General features: G+C 31.9%; 16 protein-coding genes. 10 read left to right on the forward strand and 6 right to left on the reverse strand.

The window, feature by feature from the left end; translation table 11 throughout:
- Positions 1 to 22 precede the first annotated feature (22 nt).
- Positions 23 to 1,096 carry a glycosyltransferase family 4 protein gene (locus NMY3_RS15035; protein ID WP_196816622.1) on the reverse strand — a complete coding sequence of 358 codons (1,074 nt, stop codon included), beginning with the start codon at positions 1,094 to 1,096 and terminating at the stop codon, positions 23 to 25.
- A gap of 1,313 nt (positions 1,097 to 2,409) precedes the next feature.
- Here NMY3_RS15035 and NMY3_RS15040 point away from each other — a divergent pair.
- Positions 2,410 to 4,068 carry a PQQ-dependent sugar dehydrogenase gene (locus NMY3_RS15040; RefSeq protein ID WP_196816623.1) on the forward strand — a complete coding sequence of 553 codons (1,659 nt, stop codon included), beginning with the start codon at positions 2,410 to 2,412 and terminating at the stop codon, positions 4,066 to 4,068.
- 281 nt (positions 4,069 to 4,349) lie between these two features.
- On the opposite strand, the gene NMY3_RS15045 is transcribed toward NMY3_RS15040, so the two are convergent.
- Entirely contained in the window at positions 4,350 to 8,735 is a 4,386-nt protein-coding gene (locus NMY3_RS15045; RefSeq protein ID WP_196816624.1) for a hypothetical protein, read from the reverse strand.
- A gap of 388 nt (positions 8,736 to 9,123) precedes the next feature.
- A complete protein-coding gene (locus NMY3_RS15050; RefSeq protein WP_196816625.1) occupies positions 9,124 to 10,836 on the reverse strand; it encodes a hypothetical protein in 1,713 nt (570 codons plus the stop codon).
- A 1,889-nt stretch (positions 10,837 to 12,725) separates the two neighbouring features.
- On the opposite strand from NMY3_RS15050, the gene NMY3_RS15055 reads away from it, so the two are divergent.
- From NMY3_RS15055 to NMY3_RS15065, 3 genes are all read left to right on the forward strand, one after another.
- Complete coding sequence (locus tag NMY3_RS15055; RefSeq protein ID WP_196816626.1) at positions 12,726 to 13,193, forward strand: hypothetical protein; 468 nt, start codon at positions 12,726 to 12,728, stop codon at positions 13,191 to 13,193.
- A 101-nt stretch (positions 13,194 to 13,294) separates the two neighbouring features.
- Entirely contained in the window at positions 13,295 to 13,477 is a 183-nt protein-coding gene (locus NMY3_RS15060; protein WP_196816627.1) for a hypothetical protein, read from the forward strand.
- A 992-nt stretch (positions 13,478 to 14,469) separates the two neighbouring features.
- The gene (locus NMY3_RS15065; RefSeq protein ID WP_196816628.1) at positions 14,470 to 15,009 is read left to right on the forward strand and encodes a hypothetical protein; all 540 of its coding nucleotides are present in this window, start codon (positions 14,470 to 14,472) and stop codon (positions 15,007 to 15,009) included.
- 52 nt (positions 15,010 to 15,061) lie between these two features.
- Here NMY3_RS15065 and NMY3_RS15070 read toward each other — a convergent pair whose 3' ends face one another.
- Entirely contained in the window at positions 15,062 to 15,583 is a 522-nt protein-coding gene (locus NMY3_RS15070; protein WP_196816629.1) for an RDD family protein, read from the reverse strand.
- 334 nt (positions 15,584 to 15,917) lie between these two features.
- Positions 15,918 to 16,235, reverse strand: a complete 318-nt coding sequence (locus tag NMY3_RS15075; RefSeq protein ID WP_196816630.1) for a P-II family nitrogen regulator — start codon at positions 16,233 to 16,235, stop codon at positions 15,918 to 15,920.
- A 704-nt stretch (positions 16,236 to 16,939) separates the two neighbouring features.
- Between NMY3_RS15075 and NMY3_RS15080 the strand changes: the two genes are divergently transcribed.
- The 4 genes from NMY3_RS15080 (at position 16,940) to NMY3_RS15095 (ending at position 22,360) form a co-directional block, all read left to right on the forward strand.
- Positions 16,940 to 17,920, forward strand: coding sequence for a hypothetical protein (locus NMY3_RS15080; RefSeq protein ID WP_196816631.1), 981 nt, complete (start codon positions 16,940 to 16,942; stop codon positions 17,918 to 17,920).
- Between the two features lie 175 nt (positions 17,921 to 18,095).
- A complete protein-coding gene (locus tag NMY3_RS15085) occupies positions 18,096 to 19,409 on the forward strand; it encodes a glycosyltransferase family 2 protein (protein ID WP_231100121.1) in 1,314 nt (437 codons plus the stop codon).
- A gap of 607 nt (positions 19,410 to 20,016) precedes the next feature.
- Complete coding sequence (locus tag NMY3_RS15090) at positions 20,017 to 20,997, forward strand: polysaccharide deacetylase family protein (protein ID WP_196816633.1); 981 nt, start codon at positions 20,017 to 20,019, stop codon at positions 20,995 to 20,997.
- Between the two features lie 373 nt (positions 20,998 to 21,370).
- Positions 21,371 to 22,360 (forward strand): hypothetical protein, encoded by a 990-nt coding sequence (locus NMY3_RS15095; protein ID WP_196816634.1) that lies wholly within the window; start codon positions 21,371 to 21,373, stop codon positions 22,358 to 22,360.
- Positions 22,361 to 23,091: 731 nt separating this feature from the next.
- Here the strand turns inward: NMY3_RS15095 and NMY3_RS15100 are convergent.
- The gene (locus tag NMY3_RS15100; RefSeq protein WP_196816635.1) at positions 23,092 to 23,802 is read right to left on the reverse strand and encodes a hypothetical protein; all 711 of its coding nucleotides are present in this window, start codon (positions 23,800 to 23,802) and stop codon (positions 23,092 to 23,094) included.
- A gap of 126 nt (positions 23,803 to 23,928) precedes the next feature.
- Here NMY3_RS15100 and NMY3_RS15105 point away from each other — a divergent pair, with 126 nt between their 5' ends.
- Both NMY3_RS15105 and NMY3_RS15110 read left to right on the forward strand, forming a co-directional pair.
- Positions 23,929 to 24,180: a hypothetical protein gene (locus NMY3_RS15105; RefSeq protein WP_231100122.1), complete on the forward strand. Its 252-nt coding sequence runs from the start codon at positions 23,929 to 23,931 to the stop codon at positions 24,178 to 24,180.
- 290 nt (positions 24,181 to 24,470) lie between these two features.
- Entirely contained in the window at positions 24,471 to 25,691 is a 1,221-nt protein-coding gene (locus NMY3_RS15110) for a CBS domain-containing protein (protein ID WP_196816636.1), read from the forward strand.
- Positions 25,692 to 25,777: the final 86 nt, after the last annotated feature.

The raw sequence follows: 25,777 nt of genomic DNA on the forward strand, positions 1-25,777 counted from the left end.
ATTTTATATTTGGATTTTTTCTTTATCCATCCATAATAATCTTCTCAAATTCTGATACTGTATTATCCCAATTAAAATTCTTGGCATAATCCAAAGAAGATCGACTTAATGTTAATAACTTGATTGGATCCTTTAACAATGAAACGGCCATACTCGCCAGTTCATCAGGAGTATTTTTTTCTACCAGGAGACCATTTATACCGTTTTGAACTGAATCCACCAACCCCGGCACCTTATATGCAATAACTGGGGTGCCCATCGCATTTGACTCGATCACCACCAATCCCCATCCTTCCCTAGTTGCTGGCATCAGTACCAAATGTGAACGTGCAATGAGTTCATATTTTTGCTTATCATCAATATGACCAAAAAAAGTTATATTTTTAACATCGATTTGTTTTAGTTTCTTTATCATATATCCATTCCCTATGACATACATCTGACTTTCAGGAAAAGATTCCAGGATTTTTTTAAATGCCAAGATTGCATGATCTGGAAGTTTATGTTTTTTTAACCTACCAATATAGGTAACTGTAATTTGATCTTCTTTTGGTAAAGGCTCAGGCAGTTGTTTGATACTTAACCCTACTTTAATTACACGGACTCTATTATAACCTAGTTCTTCTAATGAAATACGTGTAGAATTAGACACTGTTATTGTTAAGATATCACGATAATACGATAACCATTTTTTTTCCAAAAAATATCTACCGATGATGCCGATTGGAAATGGGAGTTCGGTGGTAAACTGTTCAGGAGATATCTGATGAATTAGACCAATTATTGGCAATTCTTTAACATATTTTGGAGTCAGGAAAGGCTTGACATTTATCTCATCTATTATCAGGTCAAATTTGTTTTTATGGATTTTATAATATTTTTTTGCTTCCCTATAAACAGAGAATTTTCCCCCCTTTCTGACTACACTTACACCATCAATAACATCCGATTCGGAGCAATCTTGAAACGATGATGTAAAGAGTGTTATGTCGTGACCTTTTTTTACCAACCTACTAGAAATCTCATGAGTTAGTACCTCTGCACCGCCAGCTTCAGGATTTCTAATATCTCTCCAGTTAAACCATAGGATGCGCATTCTCTGTTATGTGCTTATTATATTGCAAATATTTACCTTTGAATAATTAATGCCCATTTGTTGATTGATTTGATTATAGTTGATTTATTAAATGATCACTATCTAAGGTTATGAGATTTATTTTCTTTTTTTCAAGGAATAAAACCAGACCGTTGTTGTCTAATTTTTTATTCTACATGGAAAGTAATCGTCGAAACTTTCTGTTCTGTTTCGATATACTATATCTTTCTTTCGATCATGCTTTTCTCCCATGGAGTGGATATGGTGTTTTAGTTCTACGAATTTACAGGCCATTGGAAACCAGAATCCGCCATCTGTAGAAATATGAAATATTTAATAAATTCGGATAATATCTGATAGGAAGCTCCCAGCAAGAAGTATGTTTCTCTCTTGTGAAATATGTTGTGCGAGAATTTGACCTATTTCTGGTTTAATAGCTATCCATACTCATACAAACTCTAAATCAGCCTTTAGTATGGTCTAATCTACAATACATTAGGATATCTCATCCTTTCTGGTTTATGATATTTTTTGAGGACAGTACTTTAGAATCCACTTCCACATTGCTACATGACATCTCTTGTTTAATTGAATATATGACTAGGCATTGACAAAGTTACTTGATCATAACCGAGAAAATATAAATACAAACCGTAGTCGATGTAATCTAAAGGTGTTCTGTCTCTTTTGTTTAACAAATCAAAATTAGAGCATCTTCAAGCTAAATCATTTTCTTAAATTAATAGGGCTAACTAAAGGAATAATCAAATTTTTTAAGAATTGGTCAACTAGTCATCATTCTACTAAGGAGACGATAGTAGACACACTGAGCTGGTTTTGTAATGATTGGTATTATAGCAATTTTTTTAGAACAAAAACAACCTTTACGTGCGATTTTTAGAATTAACAGGTTTGACACCGTTTTACTTTCGATAAATAACGCATGGTTTTGACTAATCCTATCAATCAAGGCGTATTTATTACATTTACCACCCTAATAGAGATCTTTCTAATGATTCTTTGATAAATGAACTGGAGTAATATGTTCTGCTAAACTAATCAAGGATCAATCTTAAGAAGTGTCCTATTGGCAGGGATTTGTCGATTTTTTTTTAGATGAATAATTTTTGGAGGTAATTTGCTAAGATGGAAAAACTTCAGTATTTTTGAAAGACGGCATGAAAAAATATATAATAGAGAGTGTATTCCAATAAGCGGAGGGAATACCAATAAGAATAACGTTATATTTAATCGTTTTAATAAGTTCTTTTTTACTCACACTTAATTGCATAGTTTTTGCCTATGCACAAGATATGACTAACTTTACTCATCCTCAGAATGTAAGTTTGGATCTGGATGCAAACAATCTCTTTAGCATTGATGACTTTTCAATGATTACTTCAACTACGGAAACGAAAAATAATACATGGTCACCCATTTTTGGCGATACCATAAGAGTCAAACCTGACAGAGAATACATGGTAATATCCAATTTGGAACTGAATAAATATGCTATGCAGTCTCATATAAAAATATCAGGATTCAATGAAACTAGTGAAAAATGGTTCCAAATTATTCAATGTCCAGAGGGCCTAGACGGCCCTTTAGAATTAAGTAGATTTGTTTGCCCATTTACAGTACCGGAAAATGTGACCAAAATACAGCCCATTTTTCAGTCAGGTTGGTCCAACGAATCAGGACAAAAAGCTGAAACCATATTTGGAAATTTCTTCGTTATCGAACGACCCCCTGATGGAATTCCCATAGTATTTGATAATAAACTAAAGGTTCAAGAAATTTTTCACAATAACATTACATCAACTGCTATGACTTTCATAAATCAAAACGACATATTACTACCTGATTCCTATAATGGAACAGTATACAGGTACGTGAATGATACACTCATGGGGCCGATGGTTGATTTTAATGTAGCACAGAATGGATTATTGGGATTAGACAGTCTAGAAAAGAATGGAACTAGATATGTATACATATTCGTCACTGAATCTGGAGGATCAGAAGATGGCGACGATATTAGTAAATCGGTAAAACCGAAATGTAACTGTATTTACAGATTTGAGTTAAAAGACAATAAATTAATAGATCCAAAGCTCATATTCAGTGTTCCAGCTTATTTAGGTGGAAACGCTCATGCTGGCGGTGTAATAAGAATAGATAAAAATCAAGATATCTTTGTTATGGTTGGGTCACTTAATTCTGAAGAAGCAGATGGTGAACCGAATCTAATTAACAACGAGATTAACGGTTCTGATCCCGATGGTAGATCAGGGATACTAATAATGGATTATAATGGAAAGCCAATCAAAGGAATCCTTGGTGATCACTTTCCACTTAATCTATATTATGCTTACGGAATTAGGAATAGTTTTGGAATGGGTTTTGATCCAGTAACTGGATATCTATGGGATACTGAAAATGGACCTGACACAGGAGATGAAATTAATTTAGTTCGACCAGGATTCAATAGCGGGTACAATAAAATTGATGGTGTTTGGACTTATGGGAATACATCTGACACTGAAAAGGGATATGTAGAAACCTTAAATCCGTCCAATCTGGTAGATTTTAATGGAAGCGGAAAATATAGAACACCAGAACTGACATGGCAACAACCAATAGGCATAGTTGCATTGGGCTTTTTGAATTCAAGTTATCTCGGTAATGAATACCTAAATACAATGTTTGTTTCCGACATTAATAATGGCTATGTATATAATTTCAAATTGGATAAAAACAGAACTGGGTTGGAATTGAATGGCCCATTAAAAGACAAGATAGTGAATTCCACGAAAGGAATAAATGATTATTCAGAAATAAGTAGCAATATTTTTGGTATGAATATGGGTCTAATTTCAGATATTAAGATGGGTCCAGACGGATATATCTATTTCCTGAAAATGAACGATAATTATTTTGGCAAATTATATAGATTAGTACCTAATACATAATCCCAATCATAGAACAATGTGCAAAATCAAACTTAATTACAAATTGAAATGCAATAGGTGAAAAAGATGCTTTAAGCAAATTCACTACTTCGAGTCGTAAAGCCATCCAGAAATATCATTTCACTTCTAAATAGGATTCCAATTTCATGACCTAAACTATTTTGGACATCCATTAGTCCTAAGTTAACAAATCTATATCTTCATAATTATCATTATATTTCCAACCTTTTTCTTATACATTTCTTGTTATTGGCATATTATTGTCGTTGTTTTGATTTTTACTAGGATTTATTTTTTCTGTGATAGTATAATATTGTTGTAGTAGCAGCTAAAATCAACAAAACAATAATGCTTATAGTTAACCCGGTATAAAACCAAGCCTGGGGTTCATATTCTAAAACAATATCAAAACTACCAGTTTTATTAATCAAGAATCCATTAACTATTGAGAAAATAGGAACATTATCTACGGCTGTGTGAGATTGTTGATTACTATCACCACTAGTATCATTAGTATCATTAGTATCATTAGTATCATTAGTATCAACAATGCTAGCTTTCCACAATGGATCATAGGTTTCTGAAAATGACAAGACAAATGGTTTTGTTGCATTGTCTATTTTTATGATATGTTTTGTAGGATTAATTTTGGAATAATTGCTCAGATATGCTGGTATGCTTTGATCACTAAAAGGTAGACTAGAGGTAGATGAGGAATAAGCATCATTTGTATCTGCATTTTCATTACTGTTAATTGTATAAATCAGTGCAATATCTAACTTAGTTTTTGGATCAGGCATGGTTAACTTTATTTGATGTGTTCCTTTTGGCAGGTAGACAGTAGAACCAATTGAAAACGTATTGTCTGAAGTTAAGGATGAGTTTGAGGATGAATTGTGGTTGGATTCATTATTAGAAAGACTCTGATAATCTCTTTCCACACCATCTATTACCAACTTAACTGGTTCATCTTTCAAGTCTCCTGTACCATTATCATAAAACTGGAAATCAAAGGAATAACTACCACTTTTTATTATATCGATATCCTTCTGTAATGTGTACCCCATACTACTGTTGTCCATGATTGTATTCATAGTTTCTGTACCTGTATCAGCTGTGGCATTGATAGCAGTAGTGGTAGTATTGGTGGTAGATGAAGTCATATTAGATTGATTTGATTCGCTAAATAGTGCATAGGATTTTATCGAATCAATATTTTCATCGTTTACCTTTATGTTATAACCATAGGAAGCGTTATTAACAACAGGAATAGATCTTGTTTGGACCAAGGAAGTTGAAGACGATGCATTACCATCTGTGTTATTCTGGATTAGACTTTCACGATGCATATCAGCATAATATTCATCAGTATATCCAAGATTATTCAAATGAATACGTGGAATTATCTCTGTCACCTCAGTGTCATCTAAATAGAAGGTACTTTTTGAATTTGCATTAGGTAAGAACAGAAAAGCAACCTGGATAAATTCTGTATTACGTGGAGGTACAATGTCAATAGCGTATTCCTTTTCAAAGGAACCATTAATAGTCTCAAAATTAACTGCCTCACCCAACAAATCATAATTGGAATCATAGAAGTATATCACAGGATGAAAGTCTTGTGTATCAAATGCTTTAACTTTGGACTTGAATTTTAGATTAGTGTCATCACCGATTGGTATATAATCTGTAATGATATAACTCCAATCTGTTGATTCATTTGTAGCATGCATCTTCATGTCGACTCTTAAACTGCTATTTCCCGAAATAGAGTTATTTCTATCTAAGATTATATTTGAAATAGGATTATCAGGATTTGACAATGCCGAAGACAACTCTTCGCCAAATAATTCAAATGGATTGGTAGCATTCTCATAATCTTCAGAATAAACAGTTTTTTGACTTGTAGGTATTAGGTCAATAGATCTGATAGGATTAGTAGTTTGGGTATCATTACCGCTATTCTCAGGAGAAAATGGTTTGTACTTGTTTTCAAAATTTAATCTAAGTGAATCAACATTATCAGGCGTATTTAGTGTGCCATTAAACATGACAGTACCAGCTGTTGTATTATTGATTTTGTTTGGAGTCATAGTCATGGTATTATTTGAAATTGTAGTATCAAATAGCGGAACTAGTATAGAATTAGTGCTGTTACCAAAACTGTCAAAGTCGGCTTGATCCATCAAATATATAATATTCATCTCACTAGTTTTATCCATAACAGCAGACATTGATTGTTCAAATTGGCTATGAGGAACTACTGCAAATGTGTTTATAGCATTAAAACCATTTACATTTTCGATGGTTAATTTGTGCGTACCTTTAGTCAAATTGCCTGACCATATTTTTTTCCATACAAACTTGTCGTTGTTGTCTGTGCCTTGAGTATTGATTTCATTTATTAAATCATCGTCTAGGAAAATCTTGATGTTTCCTCCTCTGAAATTCTCAAGATAGCGTATGAACAAGTCGTATTGATCATCCTTGTCAATTTTAATAGGTATGTCAAGTTTGACACCTGAAGCTTGTGTTATAACTATACCCTTCCCATAATCTAAATCCCAATTATCTATTCCTACTGGTTGTAAATAAGGATGGAATTCCCCATGTAATGAATCAATGGCATTGACTCTGGACCAAAAGGATAAAGGATCGTTATGAAAAGTATATTCAAAAGGTGAAACAAAGTAGTCATTAGGCATAAATGGAAATACAAGTCCTAAGAAAGATGGTTCCATGATTATGTTGTTAAAATAATTTAGAGAACTGATATTTTGTGATGGATTTTGATCCAAAAATAATACCGAAGAATTTGTGGAACTAAAGGACTTGATCTTATTAAGAAGGGATAATTTGTCTAAGCCTTGAACTACTCCAATGTTGTTGTTGGTATTCATTATATCAATGGATGATGACTGATTTTTTGGTAATTTGAAGACGTCAAAAAATCCAATGTTCTTATCATGCTGTAAATCACTCAAAGTATAAACCTTGTTCGAGAAAGACAAATCATCTTCTGATATTGTATCATTGTGATATATCAAATACGATGTACCGAAAGGATAAATGTAATTGCTGATACCTTCTTTTGTTTGATTATTTTGAATCAATTGGGTAAAATAATTATAGTAATTCTGTTGTACAGGATAAAAGATCTGATTGCTTGGAAGATCAGATTCTAGGTTATAAATTCCAGTAACACTGTGATTAAGACTCCAGTATGGCGGGTTATCAGAGTAAGGCATAAAAAAGACCTTTTGAGTATCAAGGGTAGATAAGTAGTTGTTTAAATTATCAAAATCCTCTGGCAATTTTATGGAATTATACCTTTCATCCATCGTATAGTTATAAACCGGATATGCAAAAATAGCAATACTACCAATAATAATAACAATATAGATGGATGAGACAATGATGTTTTTAGATCGATTTGAAAACAGTTTGAAAATGAAAACTGAAAATAAAGTTATGAAAAAAGAATAACTAAATGCTATCAAAAATGACCACTTATCTGGGTCTCTAAACACCCAGGCAATCTTTCCAAGTATAGGCGTAGTAAATAAAATACTAAAATAATCAATCCGAATGTTTGTTCCCATAGCCAGCACAAATCCAATTACAAAAAAAACAAACAAAATAAGAGAATATTTTATTTTTTTAACCCAAAGAATGAAAGATAGTATAGCTAATACTGGAAACAGGTAGATAGTAAATAACCACAAAGAATGCAGGATAGATGTAGGAGGCGATGGTTCATAATTGACTCCAAAATTTATCCAGTCAGCAGTGAGTGTTAAGGTGTTAAAAAAATCGTTATCCCTGCTAAGTACATCAGTTATCTCTAAATTCAAAACATATGTGGGTGCAATTAATTCAGAGGAGGAGGTGACCGAACTCAGAACATACGGTAGAATCCAGTACAGATTTACTACAACAAAAAGAGAAAATAAAGATACCAGTGTAGCTGTACTGTATAAAAGGGGCTTGAATTTCCTTTTGCTAAGATAGTAAACAAAAAATGAAAGAAAAGTAATTGTCAAAATTATTCCATAAAATATCACCATGTGTGGAGTAGATGAAGCGATGATAGAAGTTAAGGCAGCTATTATTATGTATTTAAACTTGAACCGCTGAAATGAAAAAACAAGAGATACAAAAAAGATAGGCAAAATAGAATATCCAATCCATAAGTAGTAATGATCTATTCGATTAAATGACCAGACATTATACGCATAAAAAATGCTACCAATGATCAGCGCTATACTTAACTTTAATTCAGTAATTCCTTGAATCTTATTTTTTAGCAAATAAAAAAATGAAAAATAAAATGAAAATGAACATAACGAAAAACCCAGTATAATCATTATTTTGGTAGATGCTTCAAAACTAACAGAAAATAAAGAGAGAAGAGCCCAGATTCCTATCATTGGAAATCTTGCCAAATTCTCAAAACCAGAATAGCTACCTTTATCTATCCATAGCCAAAGCCTCTCAAAGGAATGATCAGAAACTTCGAAAGAAGGAAAATCACCATTTATTATTACACCTGGTTGAACAAATAATCTAAAAGAGATAATAACAATTGGAACTAATAATACAAGAAATAAATATTTTTGAACATAATGTTTGGAGGTACCTTGGCTTAGCGAATCCTTCTTGTACATATAAATTCCAAAGTTAATGACATTGTTATTTGGTCCAATAAAAATCATTTGATCGTTATTTGACTAGATAATTGTGGAGTTGAAATTTAACTAAAGCTATTGTTACTATAATATCAGCTTCGAACTACCTGTTAACGCTAATCTAGTTTTTCAAATTTTTCCCAAAGATCCAATTTAAAATTCTCATCATCATGAATTTCGCACTCAGAAATCCAAATCAATAATATGCCAAACTTCAATCCTACTTAGATTGGATTATTTTTAAAATAAAAGCAATGTAGCAATATGAATCAATTATAGTCCTGTTCGTTCATAGAGGAAGATTTAACCTATTGTTATTCATTTCTTTGCAATAAAAAAATAGTATGGGGATTATCAAATTGTCTTTCTAGGATTCTATCAAATAAAAATTAACCAAGGTTCTGATACCTATCGAGGTTTGGAGCATAATGAACGCCCATAACAAATAGGTATTTCTTGTAGCGCTCACCAGGTAATATAATGCGATTGCAAAGGGAATTTGGAAAGGTATATCATAAAGAACCCTGACCTGTATATTCCAATATCCCAGAAAAATTGGAACAATCAAAAGAGAGAAGAAAGATAACATTAAAAGATCAGGTAATTTCCGAAGATTCAAGTAAAAAATTGAAAATAGTAATACGACTAAAAGGACAAGTCCATTTCCAAAAATTCCTCCATGTGAAATTAGAACACTTTCATAAATATTTTTTAGTAGTATAAAAAGGTTATTTACTCCGATAAATTCATTAGTTAATTTTATATCCTCTTGTACTCCACCAGAAGAACCAATCATAACATCTTTAACAACATCTATCGAAATTGTTAGTCCTATAGTAAGTAAAATCAAGAGAATCGGTCGTTTAGGAACAATCTTTAGCTTCAAAGAAATAAGAGAGAATATGAGAATGGTAATGATGTATATACTCCACGTATAGACGTGCACAAATACAAGGGTAGTAATAAGAATTACGAACAAGGCAAAATGAACCCTTTTGTAGGATTTGAGATATCGTAGTAGATAAATCAGAGATATATTTCCAAATATTAGCCCCAACCAGTTTGCATAGAATCCAGCGTATATACCAATAAGCACCTGATAAGATAATGTGGAGAAAAAAGTAACCAACAGGCTAATCTTTATATTATTTGTGATTTCCCTGGTTAGAAAATATATGACTAATGTTAGTATTGGAGATAGTATAATAGGCATGTTATCAATTGCGTCTACAGTACTAAATGGAAGAATTTTTGAAAAAATAAATATGATAAACAATGAAAGTGGTCTATCACCATGACTTTGCTGATTAAATGCATTATTCAAAAGTTCTAATGGATCATTATTTTCAAAGGATCCCGTCCAGTTCACATACCAGAAGGTATCAACCCCAACATACCTATTATCAGGATTGATAGTAGGCAGCTGGGGAATAATTGGGAGCAGTACACTGAAGGATAATATTAGAATCAAAATCAATCTTGGATCGAGTATGGATCCGGAGTCGGGCTGATAAGTAGCAAAGTTACCAATCTTTGTTGAAATGATTTTTGTGATCCGAGGTTTCTTTTTCAAGTAATTTACTACTATGTTAATGAATATAGCTATTGAAATTAAGATAACAATGAAAGGAGAGAAGCGCGAAATTATAACAAAAAAATTGTACGCGTAATCTTGTATTTGTTCTTTTAATTCCAAATAGCCAATTATCTTGAGAAATGATAAACCCAAGCTATAAGCACATAAAATTATTAATATTATTGAAAAGTAAGTACATGATAAAGTAATTGAATTAAATTTACTTAGGATCTTGACATTGTAAAAAGAATTGAGAAAATATAAGAAAAAAAAGATTGGAAATGAAGGGATGATAATCAAGTTTGGTATTACTTCATCATTAACCAAGTATGAATACAAAAATAAAGAGACAATGCAAATCGAGATAGCTATATTTAGTCTTTTCTTAAATACCAGTAAGGTAAGAACAGAAATCAAAATTCCCAAGACAAGCGTATCAAAATTCTTATCTATTATGTAAAATGAATTTACGATAGTAACATCATACATTACACGGTTTTCCAAGACGTATACATTGAGATTAAAAAAAGATGACACGAAAAATACATAGAAGAAAGCCAACAAAGCGATACAAATGGACGTAATCCGCGTAAGATACGGTTTATCTAACCCTAATTGATATAGATATAGATTCTTTAGATTTGTCACCGCTAACTCCTATGAAATATGCATGATGAATTGGAGTTATATGTATATAGTGGTCACTAGAGTTATGGGACTAAGAATTGAATTTACACAACTAAGATAAACCGTAAAACCATAATCATTTGTTTCATAAACTGTATTTCATGCTTTATTACTCAAGTAGAAACAACAAAGTAGTGTTTTTGAACGTCCTTTTTTGTACTAAATATTGTACTCATGATTTTTCAATATAGATAAATTCCACTGCAGTAACCTGAATCCTCATTAAAGATCGAGCAAAATTTCAATATTCAATCTGCCTGTCGTCCCAAAGGATTGCTATATCTATTTTGATACTTTGGTACAACTCAATATCATTTTGGATTATGCCAGCGAAAATTCATGAGTTTCAGGATTATCATTATTCTATTCTAATCAAATAATAATCTATTGAACTTGAAGTGTGAAATGTTCAATTGATAAATAATTAAATCTATTGTGTAATTAGTCCAAAACAGCTTTATTTCTGTACATCTTATGTAAAGATGTATACCATTTGTTATCCTACGATAGGTTATCCAGGAAACCAACACTTTTCAAGTCATTCACCCGTACCTCAGTCAAGCAGTTGGATGACATTTATAAAATAATGGAATCAATATCCAAAACACGAGATAAAACGCTTCTCACAATAAGAGAAATAGGGAGAAAGAGCTGTTGGGGCTGGCTGGTAGACGACGTTTCAAACTGGATGTTAAAGACAGGGTTATCTATTATCATGGTCTTGGCATATTATCGTCCATATACCTCACACATACCTATATCTTGACAGGTTTTATGTTTGACCTTGGCTTTCTAGGAGTGGAAAAATACTTTCCTCAACAATAATCATCATTACCTATCAAGGAGGAGTAAGGTTGCCAGCTAACTGCAGAACAGAAAAAGAGTACAACAAGAACCATTCTGCAAAAAGAATAGAAGTAGAACATGTCATGCCATCTGCAGAATAAAAAGGTACAGAATAATGAATGATGTGTTTAGGAATAAGTTAAGAAAGTATGATGGAGTTTCAGATATAGTTTCATGATTGGTAAACTACCAGATAATGAATACCGGTTAGATATCAATGGATGATAATGGTTAGAAGATATGATTAATCCCTGTTAATTACGCAAGAGATCTATTATATTAAACGGTAACTTGGCAATATGACCGCAATTCTGTAATATCAAGTCGGAATTCAAATAAATCGGTAATGGAAAACAAATCAAGTTTATTGAATATTTCGCTACCTGTTCATACCTTCTCCATAAAGTTATCTCTAAAGTAAAATACGGTGAATACCCCCTTAATATATGAATGAATATTTGAATATTGACAATCTTCGAGAAAATAGTACCAGAGTTGTATTTTTTATCGTTTGAGTAAGGATCTCTAATTCTTTCTAATGGAGTAAAAACGAAACCTTGTGGACTTTCTAATTTTTGCGCTTTTTATGTATTCTAGACATAAATGCCCAAACAAGATGAATCTCATCTGTTCCAGAATTTTGAATTGGCTTGGGTTGTACTACCTTTACAATCAAAAACTAGAGAATAACATGGAGATATATACCCGGGTTAGAACCTAAATGAAAGCATGTATAGAAATCAAAAAGTGATTATGTGACTATTTAGAACGCAATGTAAGAAATGAGATTTTGATATTTTGTTAATTCCAAAGAATCTACGTTCTATTTATATATAACATAGAGAATAAAATTGTTAAATTTGACTACAAATAAAGAAAGACCTGACGGCATTACCGTCATAGCGATTTTGATAATAATAGGTGGAATTTTCCTTATCACCGGCGGAATATCTCTAATGGGACTAGGTGCGGTCTTGTCTATGACATCAGAAAATATTATTCAAAGTAATGACACTTCAGGTGACCTGACACAACTTGCATCCCTGGGGACAATTCCATTAGCTATAGGTGCGGTACTGTTGATTCTTGGAATTGCATATTTAGTAGTCTCATACGGTCTGCTGAAGGCTAAAGCCTGGGCTTGGGTTATTACAATAATAGTAACCATAATTGGGCTTATTATTCAGATTATTTCAGCTATTATAGCTGGATCCATTACTTCATCAGTTTTATATGGACTAGTCAGCCACATAGTGGGCATATTCATAAGCGGAGTCATAATTTATTATATGTTTAGACCCAATGTGAAAGCTTATTATAGAAAATAATCTCCAATTTTTTTGGATACAGATTAGTCCCCATATTTTTTACTTCCCTCAAAAAACAAACAAATCAAATACTTATTATTAAACAGAATTTCATTTTAGATATGAGAAAATTCTTAGAACCATATAACGACAGAAATAGGGAAGGTAATCCAGAGAATGGCGCCACCAGAATTCAAAAGACTTCAGATAGTTCGATGCATTTACAAATTTTTTATAATGGAAGCTGGAGACATGATAACAATTGCAGAATAAAAACAAATAAAGAATGCAATATTACTGTATAGAATTTTAAATTTGTAATTTTTTCAATTTTTTCTGTTAGATCCTTCAATTGAGTTAATAGTAGTTACCTCATCTTTAAGGAATTTAACATTTTGCAACAAGAGAAAGCCAAACAAAATTTTCCTAAATTCAATTTTACGATCATCTAATTCTACCTTTCTACCTTTCTCAAACAAGGAGAAAATGGTTTACTTATTTAAATACTCTAAATCATAAATCCTTACCAATATTTTTCAAATATTTAAATTAACTTTAAATATTTGAATAGTTATATAATATATAACTAATATTTGAATTGATTCAAATATAGTTAGTAGGTATTTCATGCCCGGCGAGAAGGTTTCAAACCTGTCTTCTCGCGGGTGAATTATGTTGAAAATATAAAGAAGCTAATCCAGGACCATCTTAATTCCTGGCCGGAATGGAAATAAGGAAAAGGCTTTGTCCATTATGAAACAAATCAATAAAATTATTGATCAGATAAAGATAACCAAGGAATTCACTGCATAACATTACCTAATTTTCGGTACTATTCAACAGAATGCCCGATAACAGAATTATCTTTCATATCTATGCAACAAGGGCATTTTTGTTTAACACAGACATTTGTAACTTCATGTTTACAAATAGGACACAAACATTTTTGAAGTTCAATTTCGCCCAATTTCTTTTTCCTATCAGTTTTTAATATCAAGTAAACCCAAATTATAAATAGGAACAGTGATACGGCAAAGAAAACAAACGAGACTCTCACATTTGCCCTCAGTGCCACTAGCAATATCCCAAATAGTGCAAAGCCTATTCCACTCCAAAAAGGCCAGATTGGATAATTTTTGTTCAGATTGTAATATTTGGAATCTCACTCTTATTTAATCCCTTTTAGTTAAGTGAATAGAGATAGCGCACAGGTGTATAAATGACATAATTCTGGTTTTAATTGGTAAATCAATAAAGGATTTGGCAATTTAAATATTAGAAGGTCAATTTTAATTTATTGAACAAAACTAACTGGAAGATCATTCCCTCAGCCCTGCTCTTTTTATTAATAATTTTCATGATTACGAATCAGAATAACGCAGTTTTTGGTCAGGACGACCAATCAAATAATAATGACACTTTTAGAACAATCCCTACCAATATCTCTGGAATCACATGTGATAAGGTTGAACATTTAGTTTATCACAACCATACGAAATTAGTTATAAAAATTCAAAATGAAACTCAGAATATTCCTGCTGGAATAGGCATCATCCCAAACGATTGCATATTCTGGTTGCATACTCACGATGATTCAGGCATAATTCATGTCGAATCACCAATTAAAACCGCATTCTCCCTTGATCAGTTTTTGAAAGTATGGGATATCTTTGATAACTCTTCTTTCATTGAAAATTTTTCAAAAAATAATATGACAGCAAATGTTTCAATGATTACAGAAAACGGCTCCCAGAGTAAATTAGATAATTACAAGAATATAATTTTGGAAAATAATGCCATCATTACCGTAGACCTTGTTAATAAATCAAAAGATTGATTCTCAATAACGGGAATTTATCTTTCCTTAATCTTAGCATGAGGATAAATTTTTAATAGTCTTTGATATATTTTATACTGTCATCCTCATCTTCATCTGTTCTCCTAAGCTTCATCACAATAGTCCCACCTACTTTACTGAAAATTCTTTGTCTCCTCTTACTAGAAAAAATAAGTCCCAATATGATATCAACTGGCAATAGGAAAGATTTTCCGAAGACCTCGATGGCTATATTTATGATACTTGGTCTGCCGCCGTACAAATTTGTAGTCTTAATGTGAACAACCCTTTTTCCAATAGTCTCTCCAGTTAAAAATTCTAGAATTACCCAATAAAGAAAAAAAATGGAGCTAGCTATAATGTACTCATATGGTTGTCTGATACCCACTCCATCGTCACCGTCGATAGAAATTCCCCAAAATGGAAAAGAGTAGTCAGCTGAAAAGATGAAAAACAGGATTCCTATTATTATTGATATTATGACAAAGTCAATGAGCCAAGCTACAAATCTATCCTCCCATTTTGCTAAAACGATTTCGCGTGAATATTTCTTGTCAGATTTGTTATCACCCATATTTTTAAAGAATCAATAGTAAATTATAAAAAGTTATATATTTGATTTGATCTCGTGAGGCTTTTAGACTTTTGCAAACCACTGAGCCGATATTAATCGAATATGCCATGGGGCGTTGTATTCAACTGTTTATATGATGGTGTAATGATATCCCTTCCGAGTTCATGTGACTAGATCTTAAATAATGAAGGTCGAATCCGTGTAAAAAAGCAAATAATCAAAATCATGTAAAAATTCAATTTGTCGACATCGACTAACTCAAGAATTCAAATGCATTGAACCTTTATTTATTAGGATAAAATCAAAAATAATTCGGTAGCATTAGGATTTTGAACTACAAGGTCTGTGAATCAGGTACATCATAAACAAAGACTCTACCATGTATATCTGCATGTGCCTTTAGTGCTTCTACAATTGCGCTAGCTTTTGAATCATCTATTACGATAGTTTCGACTCGTGTACGACGGACAAATTCAGGTGTATATTTTTCTCCAGTTTTATAGCCCTGTACAATCCTTTCTTTAGCTTCCCTTTCAAGGTGGCCCTGTCCCATAACATCAAAGTATGTAATAGCATCTACTTGGTTGTCGAATAGGACTTGTTTAACTGCATTAAAATTATTCTCCTTAACATAAATAATCAATCCTTTCATGAGTTTGTTTTGAGTCTGATTTATATAAATATAAGCAGGTAAAAACCATTTATTAATTATTTGCGCACGCTTTTGTCATAAGAAAATCGCAAATGCATTACTAGAGATCATATCCATTCCATCATTTACTCAAACTTATACTACTAATCTATGCTATACAGTAAATTGATAGTCATATTTCATGATTCGATAGTTCAACATAATGATAATATTATTTTATCATCGTGAATTTTTTGGATGTCGCTTTTTTCACTAGCTGACTGTAATTCATTAAAATAATTATTCCAGGTAATCTTCAAGATTATTGCCATGTATTAGACTCCTAGTCTTGGTACCCGAAGCATCGAATCATATGACGTTATTGTATATTTTGACGATAATTTTATCATGTTTTAAGTCCTGGCGTGATTAATCTGCAACTATATAATCGGTTTCTCCATTGTTTGGCAATTTAGATATCTTTAAATAGTCAATTGTATACCAACAGTTGTAATTGTATACCAATAGTTGTAATATGATTATAACCATTAAATCTTTTTATTCTAGATATAATATTATCCTTCTATCAAAATTGAATTTAACTGTTGTATATATATTAGAACTATCAAGTAGTTATATAAAAATTAAAATTGCATTAAATTGTATTATAAGGTTCTTCAAAATACAGAGTCATCACGTTAGGCATATTTTTTAGGTCTTTTGACATGAACAGGATTACAAATCATAGAAAAACATTTTTAGATATTCTTATTGAACTGAAAGAAAATCAAATAACCAGTATTGTCCCCACCTTTCGTCCATTAGTGGGTTATCTTTACAATGATATCAGCGTTGAGAATTTAGAATCGCAAATAAATATACTTGAAGAACTCTATAGACTTGGGATCTGTTATAGAGAAATTAAAGTGTCTACTCTTCAATGTGAGATCTGTCAATGTAATGAATTTATCCCACATCTCTCTTGCTCATTATGTTCGTCAACTCAAATAATTAAACATACAGGCATAAAACATGACATATGCGGGACTACGAATTTTAAGGATAAATATTTAAGATTTAATGGTGACTTAATATGCCCAAAATGTAATCTCAAACTAAATGCTGTGGGAGTTGATTATTCTGTAATAGAAACACTGTATAAATGCCTTCGATGCAAATCCTTTGTTTCAGAAGGAAGGTGGATTAATAGATGTCGTAGATGTATGAATACAACCAGTAAAAATAACATACAACTTCTAGAATTGTTTGGCTATGTTGTTGATCTTGATAAAGTGACTGAATTTATTCAATCCCATGATTTATTGCTTTATGTAGACTATGCCTTAAAAAAAGCCAATATAAAATCCACACTGAAACACAGTATAAAAGGTATTTCTAAACTTGATCATACCTTCTCAATTGTCGTATCTAATAATAGTTCACACAATATTGTTATTGATATCATCAATTTCGAAAATAACTCTGACATGACTAAATTCAATGTTTTAAATTTTGTAACAAAATGCTCTGATATCAAAGCTATACAAAAAATCTTGATTTCTATACCCAGTTTAAATGAAGAACTTAGAACATTGTGCTTTAATCACGGGATAACCGTTCTAATGGCTAAAGATAAAGAAGAAGCTGTATTTGAACTAATTAAGATGATTAGTAACGTATTTATGGTAAACTTACATGAATCGTAGTCACTATTCCATATTCGCCTTGATCACAGCTTATGCAGGTATATTGCTAATTATTTTTGGTCTCGCGTTTCTTTTAAAATTATACCTCCCATTACTCATTGGGTTAATGGTGGGAGGATGTTATATGATGTATGTTCATTTTATCCATAAGAATGAAAACAAATTCTCTGTAATTATGGGGAAAAAAAATTCTGGTTATCTTGTATTGTTCTGTTTAATTTTTTTTCCAGTAATCGGAACAATCATTATTGCAGGTTGTTATTTGCATCAAACAATTAATCAAGAGATTCTTTGCATACTTTTTGCTGAAGGTATTCTATTTGGAGCAATACCCACCTTGTTCTCAATACCATTTATACTTAAAAATGAGTTGTTCTATAAATCCGACCAAAAGTCTTACTCCCTTCCACCATTGATAACTATAATTGTTCCTGCATATAATGAAGAATTAAATATAAAGTGGACTATTGAATCGGTAAAACAAACGACTTATCCTAATAAACAGATAATAATTGTAGATGATGGATCTAACGATAATACCCACGTTGAAGCACAAAAAGCATTGCAAAACTATCCTTCAGAACGATGTTTAGTATTGAAAAAACCTAATGGAGGTAAGGCCTCAGCGTTAGATTTCGGATTAGAATATGCTAAAGGAGAGATCATAGTTACCATTGATAGTGACTCAATAGTAAATAGGAACGCATTTGATGAGATGGTAAATCTTCTTCAAAATCCGGATGTCTCTGCAATTGCTGGCAACCCTCGAGTGTTGAATCGGGTAAATATCATTACAAACTGTCAACAACTTGAATACTCTGTAGGAAATTTATTTAAGCGACTACAAAGCATTCTTGGAACAGTAATGGTTATACCAGGTGTGCTAGGTGCATTTAAAAATGATAAATTGATAGAAAGGGGTAAATATACTTCTGATACTTTGGCAGAAGACTTTGATGCTACAATTAAAATCCTTAAATCGCGCAAAACAATTCTCCTAAGTTCTGATTCTATTGTTTATACACAGACCCCTTCTGATCTAAAAAATCTATACAAACAAAGAATAAGATGGGATCGGGGAACATTGCAGACATTTGTCAAACATAAAAATATACTAAGTTACTCAAGATATGGATTACTTTCTAGTTTTTCCTATCCCATTCTATTGTTACTATTCGTGGCAGCACCCTTATTTGACATACTATTGATCGCTCTTGTAATAATCTTGAGCTTTACTTCGCTTTCGTGGAATATAATTCCGCTTCTTGTCAGCGGATTTTTTGCTATACCAGTATTAATAGCATTGATATCACTTGTTCTAGATAAAGTTGATTGGAAAATAGCAATATATGCCCCTCTAATGATTTTTGGATATCGGCAGCTTCTAGCGGCCATACGTATCAAAAGCATCGTTGACGTATTAGTAATCAAGAAGAATTTTTGCTGGACTAGCGTTAAACGTACGAAACATCTAGGAGGTACTACTTAAGCCCTATGATAAACTGCACATTGTTTGAGGTAATAAAGGATATTGAATTGGAATTAATGTAATTCTAATTTGAACTAAATGCAAAGTGAAAAGTACAGTAGCAGTGTCGAATAATCATAATAGGCGGCTTAGTGAAAAAAGCCATTGCTGTGGATTCCAAGCGACGTAAAACATAATTAGTGACCAAAATAATGCAACTCTTTTCAATTACTGACGAGTAAAAGTGACTAAATACTAAACAAAGGAACATTTTATTGGAATGACAGCGAATCATAATTGAAATCCTTGTTACGGATAGAAAAGATTTACTGAACATTAATTTTAGAATCACGACATTATTAATCGATAAAATACCAATAGACTAGATCCTAGAAATAATTTAGAAAGAATCAGAGGTTGACAAAATCATTCTGATACATTCTTTTAATCTAAAGACATAATTAAGAATAGCCGTCATATTTAGAAGTCATTGGTAGTAGCAGTTATGACAATAAAAGGATTGAATTTAATCCTATTATTCTAGTTTGTATCATCACCGATGATAATAGCTTTGACTATCTCAGGAACAATATTCATAAGACACCATCTTAGTATATAATGTATTAAATTGAAAAAGATTATTTTAACTATCTGTGTAGTTTTCATCACTGCCTTTTATTTGTCTAACAACATTTTTAATGTCAGCACACATGCAAATTCTATAATCGATATTAAACAAGAATCTAATAGTACAGGTAACAATTCTATTCCTCTTTCTTGTAATTGCGTTATTTTTAGATTTGACGATATACAGGATTATTATCACCGCAGTGCCCAATTGGCAATTATGGATGAATTCATTCATAAAAATCAAAGTTTGTCTCTAGGACTAATTATGCATGTATTTGGAAACGATTCTGAAGTAAAGGATAAAGTAAAAGAGGGATTTGCTAAAGGATTATTTGAATTAGATCTACACGGATGGGATCACATAAATTATAGTCAACTTCCAGAAAAAACTCAGCAAGAAACCTTGTCTGCTGCGGATAACAAAATGAGAAGCATCTTTGGAAAGGATTCTGAAATTTTTATACCCCCATATAATACGTTTAATAATATTACACTTATGGTTTTATCTGATTTGAAAATAAAAGTATTAAGTTCTGATAAATTTGAAGACAGTATGTCCTATTTTAATGCCACCAAGTCAGGTAATCAGTCTGATATATACGGTATTTATCACTTACCACAGACGATTGAATTCAATGATTGGTACAAGGATGAGATGCTAAAAGTTCCAGTTGGTGATATATTAGGCAATACATCAAAAAATATATTAAAATACGGGTATGCTGTTCTGACACTGCATCCTCAGTATTTTTCTAATGTAAATGAGACAACGGGCCAAGAAACCATAGATAAAGAAAAGATGAATGATTTGACTTTCGTTATAGACCAACTCACTGCATCCCATATAAAAATAGTCCCCTTTTTAAAGGTGGTTAGTTTTGGATCTACAGAGGTTGGTAATGAAGATAAGGTTGAAACTAATACATCAAATCAAACAACTTCAACTACTAATAGTATTGGCCTAAATAAGCATCCTTGATGTTCCCTATTTTAGGGCGAGTCATTAGATGCTACCGAAATAGACTTAGACTTTAAGGGTCAACGTGACCAATATAGAGTAAACACTAATAAGAATCATTGTTACAAGATACTATTTATTCATCAGATATGAACAATAATGACATGAAAATTCAATAGAAGGAATTGCTATTAAATATTCAAAAACAACTGGATAAATTTGCTCTGCTGAGGAAAATCCATTTCATATTGCTAATCATCAAAATTTATGATAGACTTTATGCAGTCCAATAATAATTGGTTTTCATTATGATGGAAACTTTACGTTATTTCCAACATAAAGAAATTGAATGGATTATAAGTTGGTGAAGATGATACTTCAGAGTGATTGGAGAATGAAAAATTTGCTATTCTTGAGCTTGCTATTTACATTTCTAATTGTTAGTAATGGAATGAATTACCAACTAATATTTTCCTTCGATATGGCTTATTCGTATGAAGGGTCAAATGCTCTAACATATAACTATAATCAAATTATGTCTAGTAACAAGTTTTTACCTCTTGACAATTCTGCGTTCATCCCAGCTGGGGACTCGCCACCAAATAATAATCTAACCCAGTTAGAAATGGGTGTATGGTTATATGTTCATTGTTATTATGATTTAGACTATGGTCTGGTAGACGAATTCCTATCAAGAAATATTAATACCATTTATTTTTCTGTACAAAATGATGATGATTGTGAGGGTTGGGATGATCCTGCATTATTTCAAAAGTACGCTGATTTCATAGAATTTGCTCGTTCGGAGGGGATGAATGTCTATGCGGTTACGTTAGAAAAACCCTATTACATAAAACAAAATTATGACGAGCTTGAAGACAGTTTTGGTAATTTTATTAACAAAACTAAAGAAATTTTTGATACATATGTGATTGATGTCGAGCCTTATGATATAGAAGGAGGTGCAGAGCCTGATGCTGGACCCAATGTATATGTTCCTGAATATATCGAAATGTCTAAAAATCTTCGAAGTATAGCTGATGATTATGGAGTAAAATATATTGATACAGTTCCAGATTGGTTTCACACTGATATAAAAAATACAGGGTTAAAAGAAGGGCTTGATGCCTTGTATGGAGATGGAGTCAATATTATGACTTACCATACTACAGCAGAAGAAGTCTTGAGTAAAATTAATGATATTAGAACGGAAGTTATAAAACCATATGTAATTAGTATAAAAATAACCGAGGGTTTGGATGCTCCTACATTACAAGAGAATGAAATCTCTAAAACAATAAACTTGTTAAGGGCATTATCAATACCAATAGGATTGTTTGAAGCAGATGGGATACTTCAATTACCTATTTCCTTTTTTCAATAATTTAGAATAACATATTGAAAAGTATCGCTTTCTAATGTTGTTATCTTGTTCCTTACATTACATGAGAAGTAAATTTATTATCATATTAGCAATTCAAGTTTTAGTAAATGTTCTAACTAGATCCTATTTGAAAATATGTTAGTTACTAATATAGAATATATCTAGCAATTCTTGTCCAGAATAATTGGTTCTATGTCACTTTTGTCATACTCCATTGCCTAGGCCATAACAAAGATCATCACATTTAGTAAAATGATGATTTGGCTAAGTGAAATTACAAATCGTCATGGTTTGAAAATTAACGATCAAAGTTATAAAGTTGCACTTTGTAAAGATACCCTAAACCATCTGCCTGATTTCATCAAGATATAATAATTGATAGAATCCGCCCCTAAAAGACATGGATTCGAGTTCTCTCGCTGGCAACAAAAGACGGATCTCAGCCATAATCAATTCTATTTGAATAAATATAAATAATGCTGAGCAAAAGGTATCTTTTCATGTTCAAACAGATTAGACTAATTAAGACACTTTATATCGTCGAAGAAATTATCTATACTCGCAATTTAGGATTATTAATGTTTGTTATTGATGTAATTTGCAAAATTTTTTCATAATAGATCTTCTTTCCTGGCAGTCAGATTCATTATTATGGTATTTTGAGATTACAGTTTAAACAAGCCAAATGAAAGATGTAAAAAAAAGGAAAGTGTATAGGCTCGAATTTTAGACTATTTTGAAAATAGATTGGAAAACTCATTAATCAAATTCCCAACATCCCCTCCTAATTGATTCAATAATTTACTTGAATTAGTATCGTTCTTAATTAGATTTTTAGCTTGGTTTACAAGTCCTAGGGAAGTATTTTTAGCTTGGTTCAAAGCACTTTTTAATTCATCAGGAGCTTGGTTTACAAGTCCTAGGGAAGTATTTTTAGCTTGGTTCAAAGCACTTTTTAATTCATCAGGAGCTTGGTTTACAAGTCCTAGGGAAGTATTTTTAGCTTGGTTCAAAGCACTTTTTAATTCATCAGGAGCTTGGTTTACAAGTCCTAGGGAAGTATTTTTAGCTTGGTTTACAAGTCCTAGGGAAGTATTTTTAGCTTGGTTCAAAGCACTTTTTAATTCATCAGGAGCTTGGTTTACAAGTCCTAGGGAAGTATTTTTAGCTTGGTTTACAAGTCCTAGGGAAGTATTTTTAGCTTGGTTTACAAGTCCTAGGGAAGTATTTTTAGCTTGGTTCAAAGCACTTTTTAATTCATCAGGAGCTTGGTTTACAAGTCCTAGGGAAGTATTTTTAGCTTGGTTAAAGGCCTCGTTGTTTACATAATTGGTTCCTATATTTTGGGCATAGACTACAGGGGCCAAAGCCAACAAGGGCACTAAAATTCCCACCAAGAATAAGTTATTCAATGTTATTTTAACAAAAAATCTCTGATTCAATTGTAATTATTATTCAACATACAAATCATTAAAGTTATTGATAACAAACAAATTCATAACATATTTTGAATAATCTTAACATAGGAAAATTAAATGTTGATATATTAAGACCGACTATATAAGTTTGTGGAACTAGGGAATAACAATATTATTATTGATTCCGAAGAAGAATTCTTTAGAAAATCCTATGCTTTGGAGCTTCAAAAGAAAAAGCAACAAATAAATGATTACCAAAGAGGATTTAATGAATTAGAAGAAGAAAGGCGACAAGTGAACCAACAAGCGATCAGAACCCCAGGTAGACGTGGGGAAGTAATTAAGAAAGAAGAAATTGAAAAAGAGTTCACCCGAAGATACAAAGAACAAAGTATTAATTGAATAAATCGTCATTTCTTTCTTTTATTAGTTTTTACAACAACAAAAGTGGAAAATTAATATAATAACAGCAAGAATTGCAAAATTAGTAATTTCATTAAAATCATAGATTATAAAATATATATATACTAGTAACTTTTGCAAACCAATGGATTCTTTAAGTGAACCTCTAAAGTAGTTATGCAGCTATCTAGAGTAAAGGTACAAACTGTATACTTAGAAATCGCGATTGGCATCTGCCATTTCCATTTTAATTACGCAAATATAAAATAATATAGGATCTATATGATAACATGATTTCACAAGAGGTCAGTAGACAATTATACAGTCATCTAAAAGACATTAGAAGTAGGGAATTAAGAGAGCTTATTGAGAAGCCAGTGTTAGTAAAGGAAGATGTCCCTGTATCTAAAATCATCGGGATTATGACTAAAGAAAAATCCCACGAGGTATTTGTTCAATTATCAGATAAATCACTATTCTGTCTGAATACTAGAGACATTCTAGTTGCCAGGGAAATTAACACTATGAAATCTTCTACATTAGGGAAGAGAATTCCAAGTCTCACACAATCTGACTCTGTTGCAAATGCTGCAAGAATAATGAGTCTTCATAGATTGCGAGCGTTACCTATTCTTGATGAAAGCACTCATGAAATCGTAGGACAGGTGTCGTCAAAAAGAATACTACAATACATACTTGAAACCTTCGATAAGAAGAAAATAAACTTTGATAAACGAATTATCGCTTCTGACTTGATGACTCCCGAACTTATTACAATTGACCCAAAGGATAAAGTGGCTACCGCAAGGAACATAATGATAAAAGACATGATAGATCATCTTCCAATTGTAGAACAGATGCGCGAGGGAACAAATTTAGTGAAGGGTATTGTAACCTCCAGTGATATCATGCACACACTGATCCCTTCAGAAAGGATTGCGAGGGATGCAATTGTGTCAGAACATGATAAACACAGGTTAGAACTTGAAGTAATTGGTATTGCAGACAGGAACATAGTAACGATTGGTCCGAATGAAGCTATTAATTCGGTAATTAATTTACTGCTAAGTTCCAATTCAACTTATGCATTAGTCAAATCCCTCGATACAGTGCTAGGCATAATTACTTTCAGAGATATTATTTCATTATTAGGCGAACAGGTTGAGAACGAAATTCCATCATACATTATAGGCTTGCCTGAGGACCCATACGAGTCAGAGTTAGTAAAATCAAAATTTATTAATATAATAAAATTAATGCACAAAATATCTCCTGAGATCATAGAATCTAGATGTAAGATTAAGATTAAGGATATAACAGGGGAACGAAAGAGATATGAGATATCTGCAAACATTATATATCCTCATAGAAGATATACATATACTTCTACAAATGAATATGATATTGCTAAGATTTTTGATGAAATGAGCGACAGCTTTAAGAACCAGATTTCTCGACAAAAATCAGGAGATAAGCATAAAGAATCAGTAAGATACTCGCCAAGGGAATAAAGACAATATTATTTATAAAATGGGATACTTATCCTGTGAGAATAAAGGATAAAAGATTATATCTTAAATAAAAATATTCCCTTCTC

Source organism: Candidatus Nitrosocosmicus oleophilus (assembly GCF_000802205.1).
Taxonomy (GTDB): domain Archaea; phylum Thermoproteota; class Nitrososphaeria; order Nitrososphaerales; family Nitrososphaeraceae; genus Nitrosocosmicus; species Nitrosocosmicus oleophilus.

Coding starts and splice junctions, on each gene's coding strand:
- NMY3_RS15045 (WP_196816624.1), bottom strand. CDS start 8,735: ATGTACAAGAAGGATTCGCTAAGCCAAGGTACCTCCAAACATTATGTT.
- NMY3_RS15070 (WP_196816629.1), bottom strand. CDS start 15,583: ATGGGTGATAACAAATCTGACAAGAAATATTCACGCGAAATCGTTTTA.
- NMY3_RS15080 (WP_196816631.1), top strand. CDS start 16,940: ATGAACAGGATTACAAATCATAGAAAAACATTTTTAGATATTCTTATT.
- NMY3_RS15035 (WP_196816622.1), bottom strand. CDS start 1,096: ATGCGCATCCTATGGTTTAACTGGAGAGATATTAGAAATCCTGAAGCT.
- NMY3_RS15075 (WP_196816630.1), bottom strand. CDS start 16,235: ATGAAAGGATTGATTATTTATGTTAAGGAGAATAATTTTAATGCAGTT.
- NMY3_RS15110 (WP_196816636.1), top strand. CDS start 24,471: ATGATTTCACAAGAGGTCAGTAGACAATTATACAGTCATCTAAAAGAC.
- NMY3_RS15095 (WP_196816634.1), top strand. CDS start 21,371: ATGAAAAATTTGCTATTCTTGAGCTTGCTATTTACATTTCTAATTGTT.
- NMY3_RS15060 (WP_196816627.1), top strand. CDS start 13,295: ATGAGAAAATTCTTAGAACCATATAACGACAGAAATAGGGAAGGTAAT.
- NMY3_RS15040 (WP_196816623.1), top strand. CDS start 2,410: ATGACTAACTTTACTCATCCTCAGAATGTAAGTTTGGATCTGGATGCA.
- NMY3_RS15085 (WP_231100121.1), top strand. CDS start 18,096: ATGGGGAAAAAAAATTCTGGTTATCTTGTATTGTTCTGTTTAATTTTT.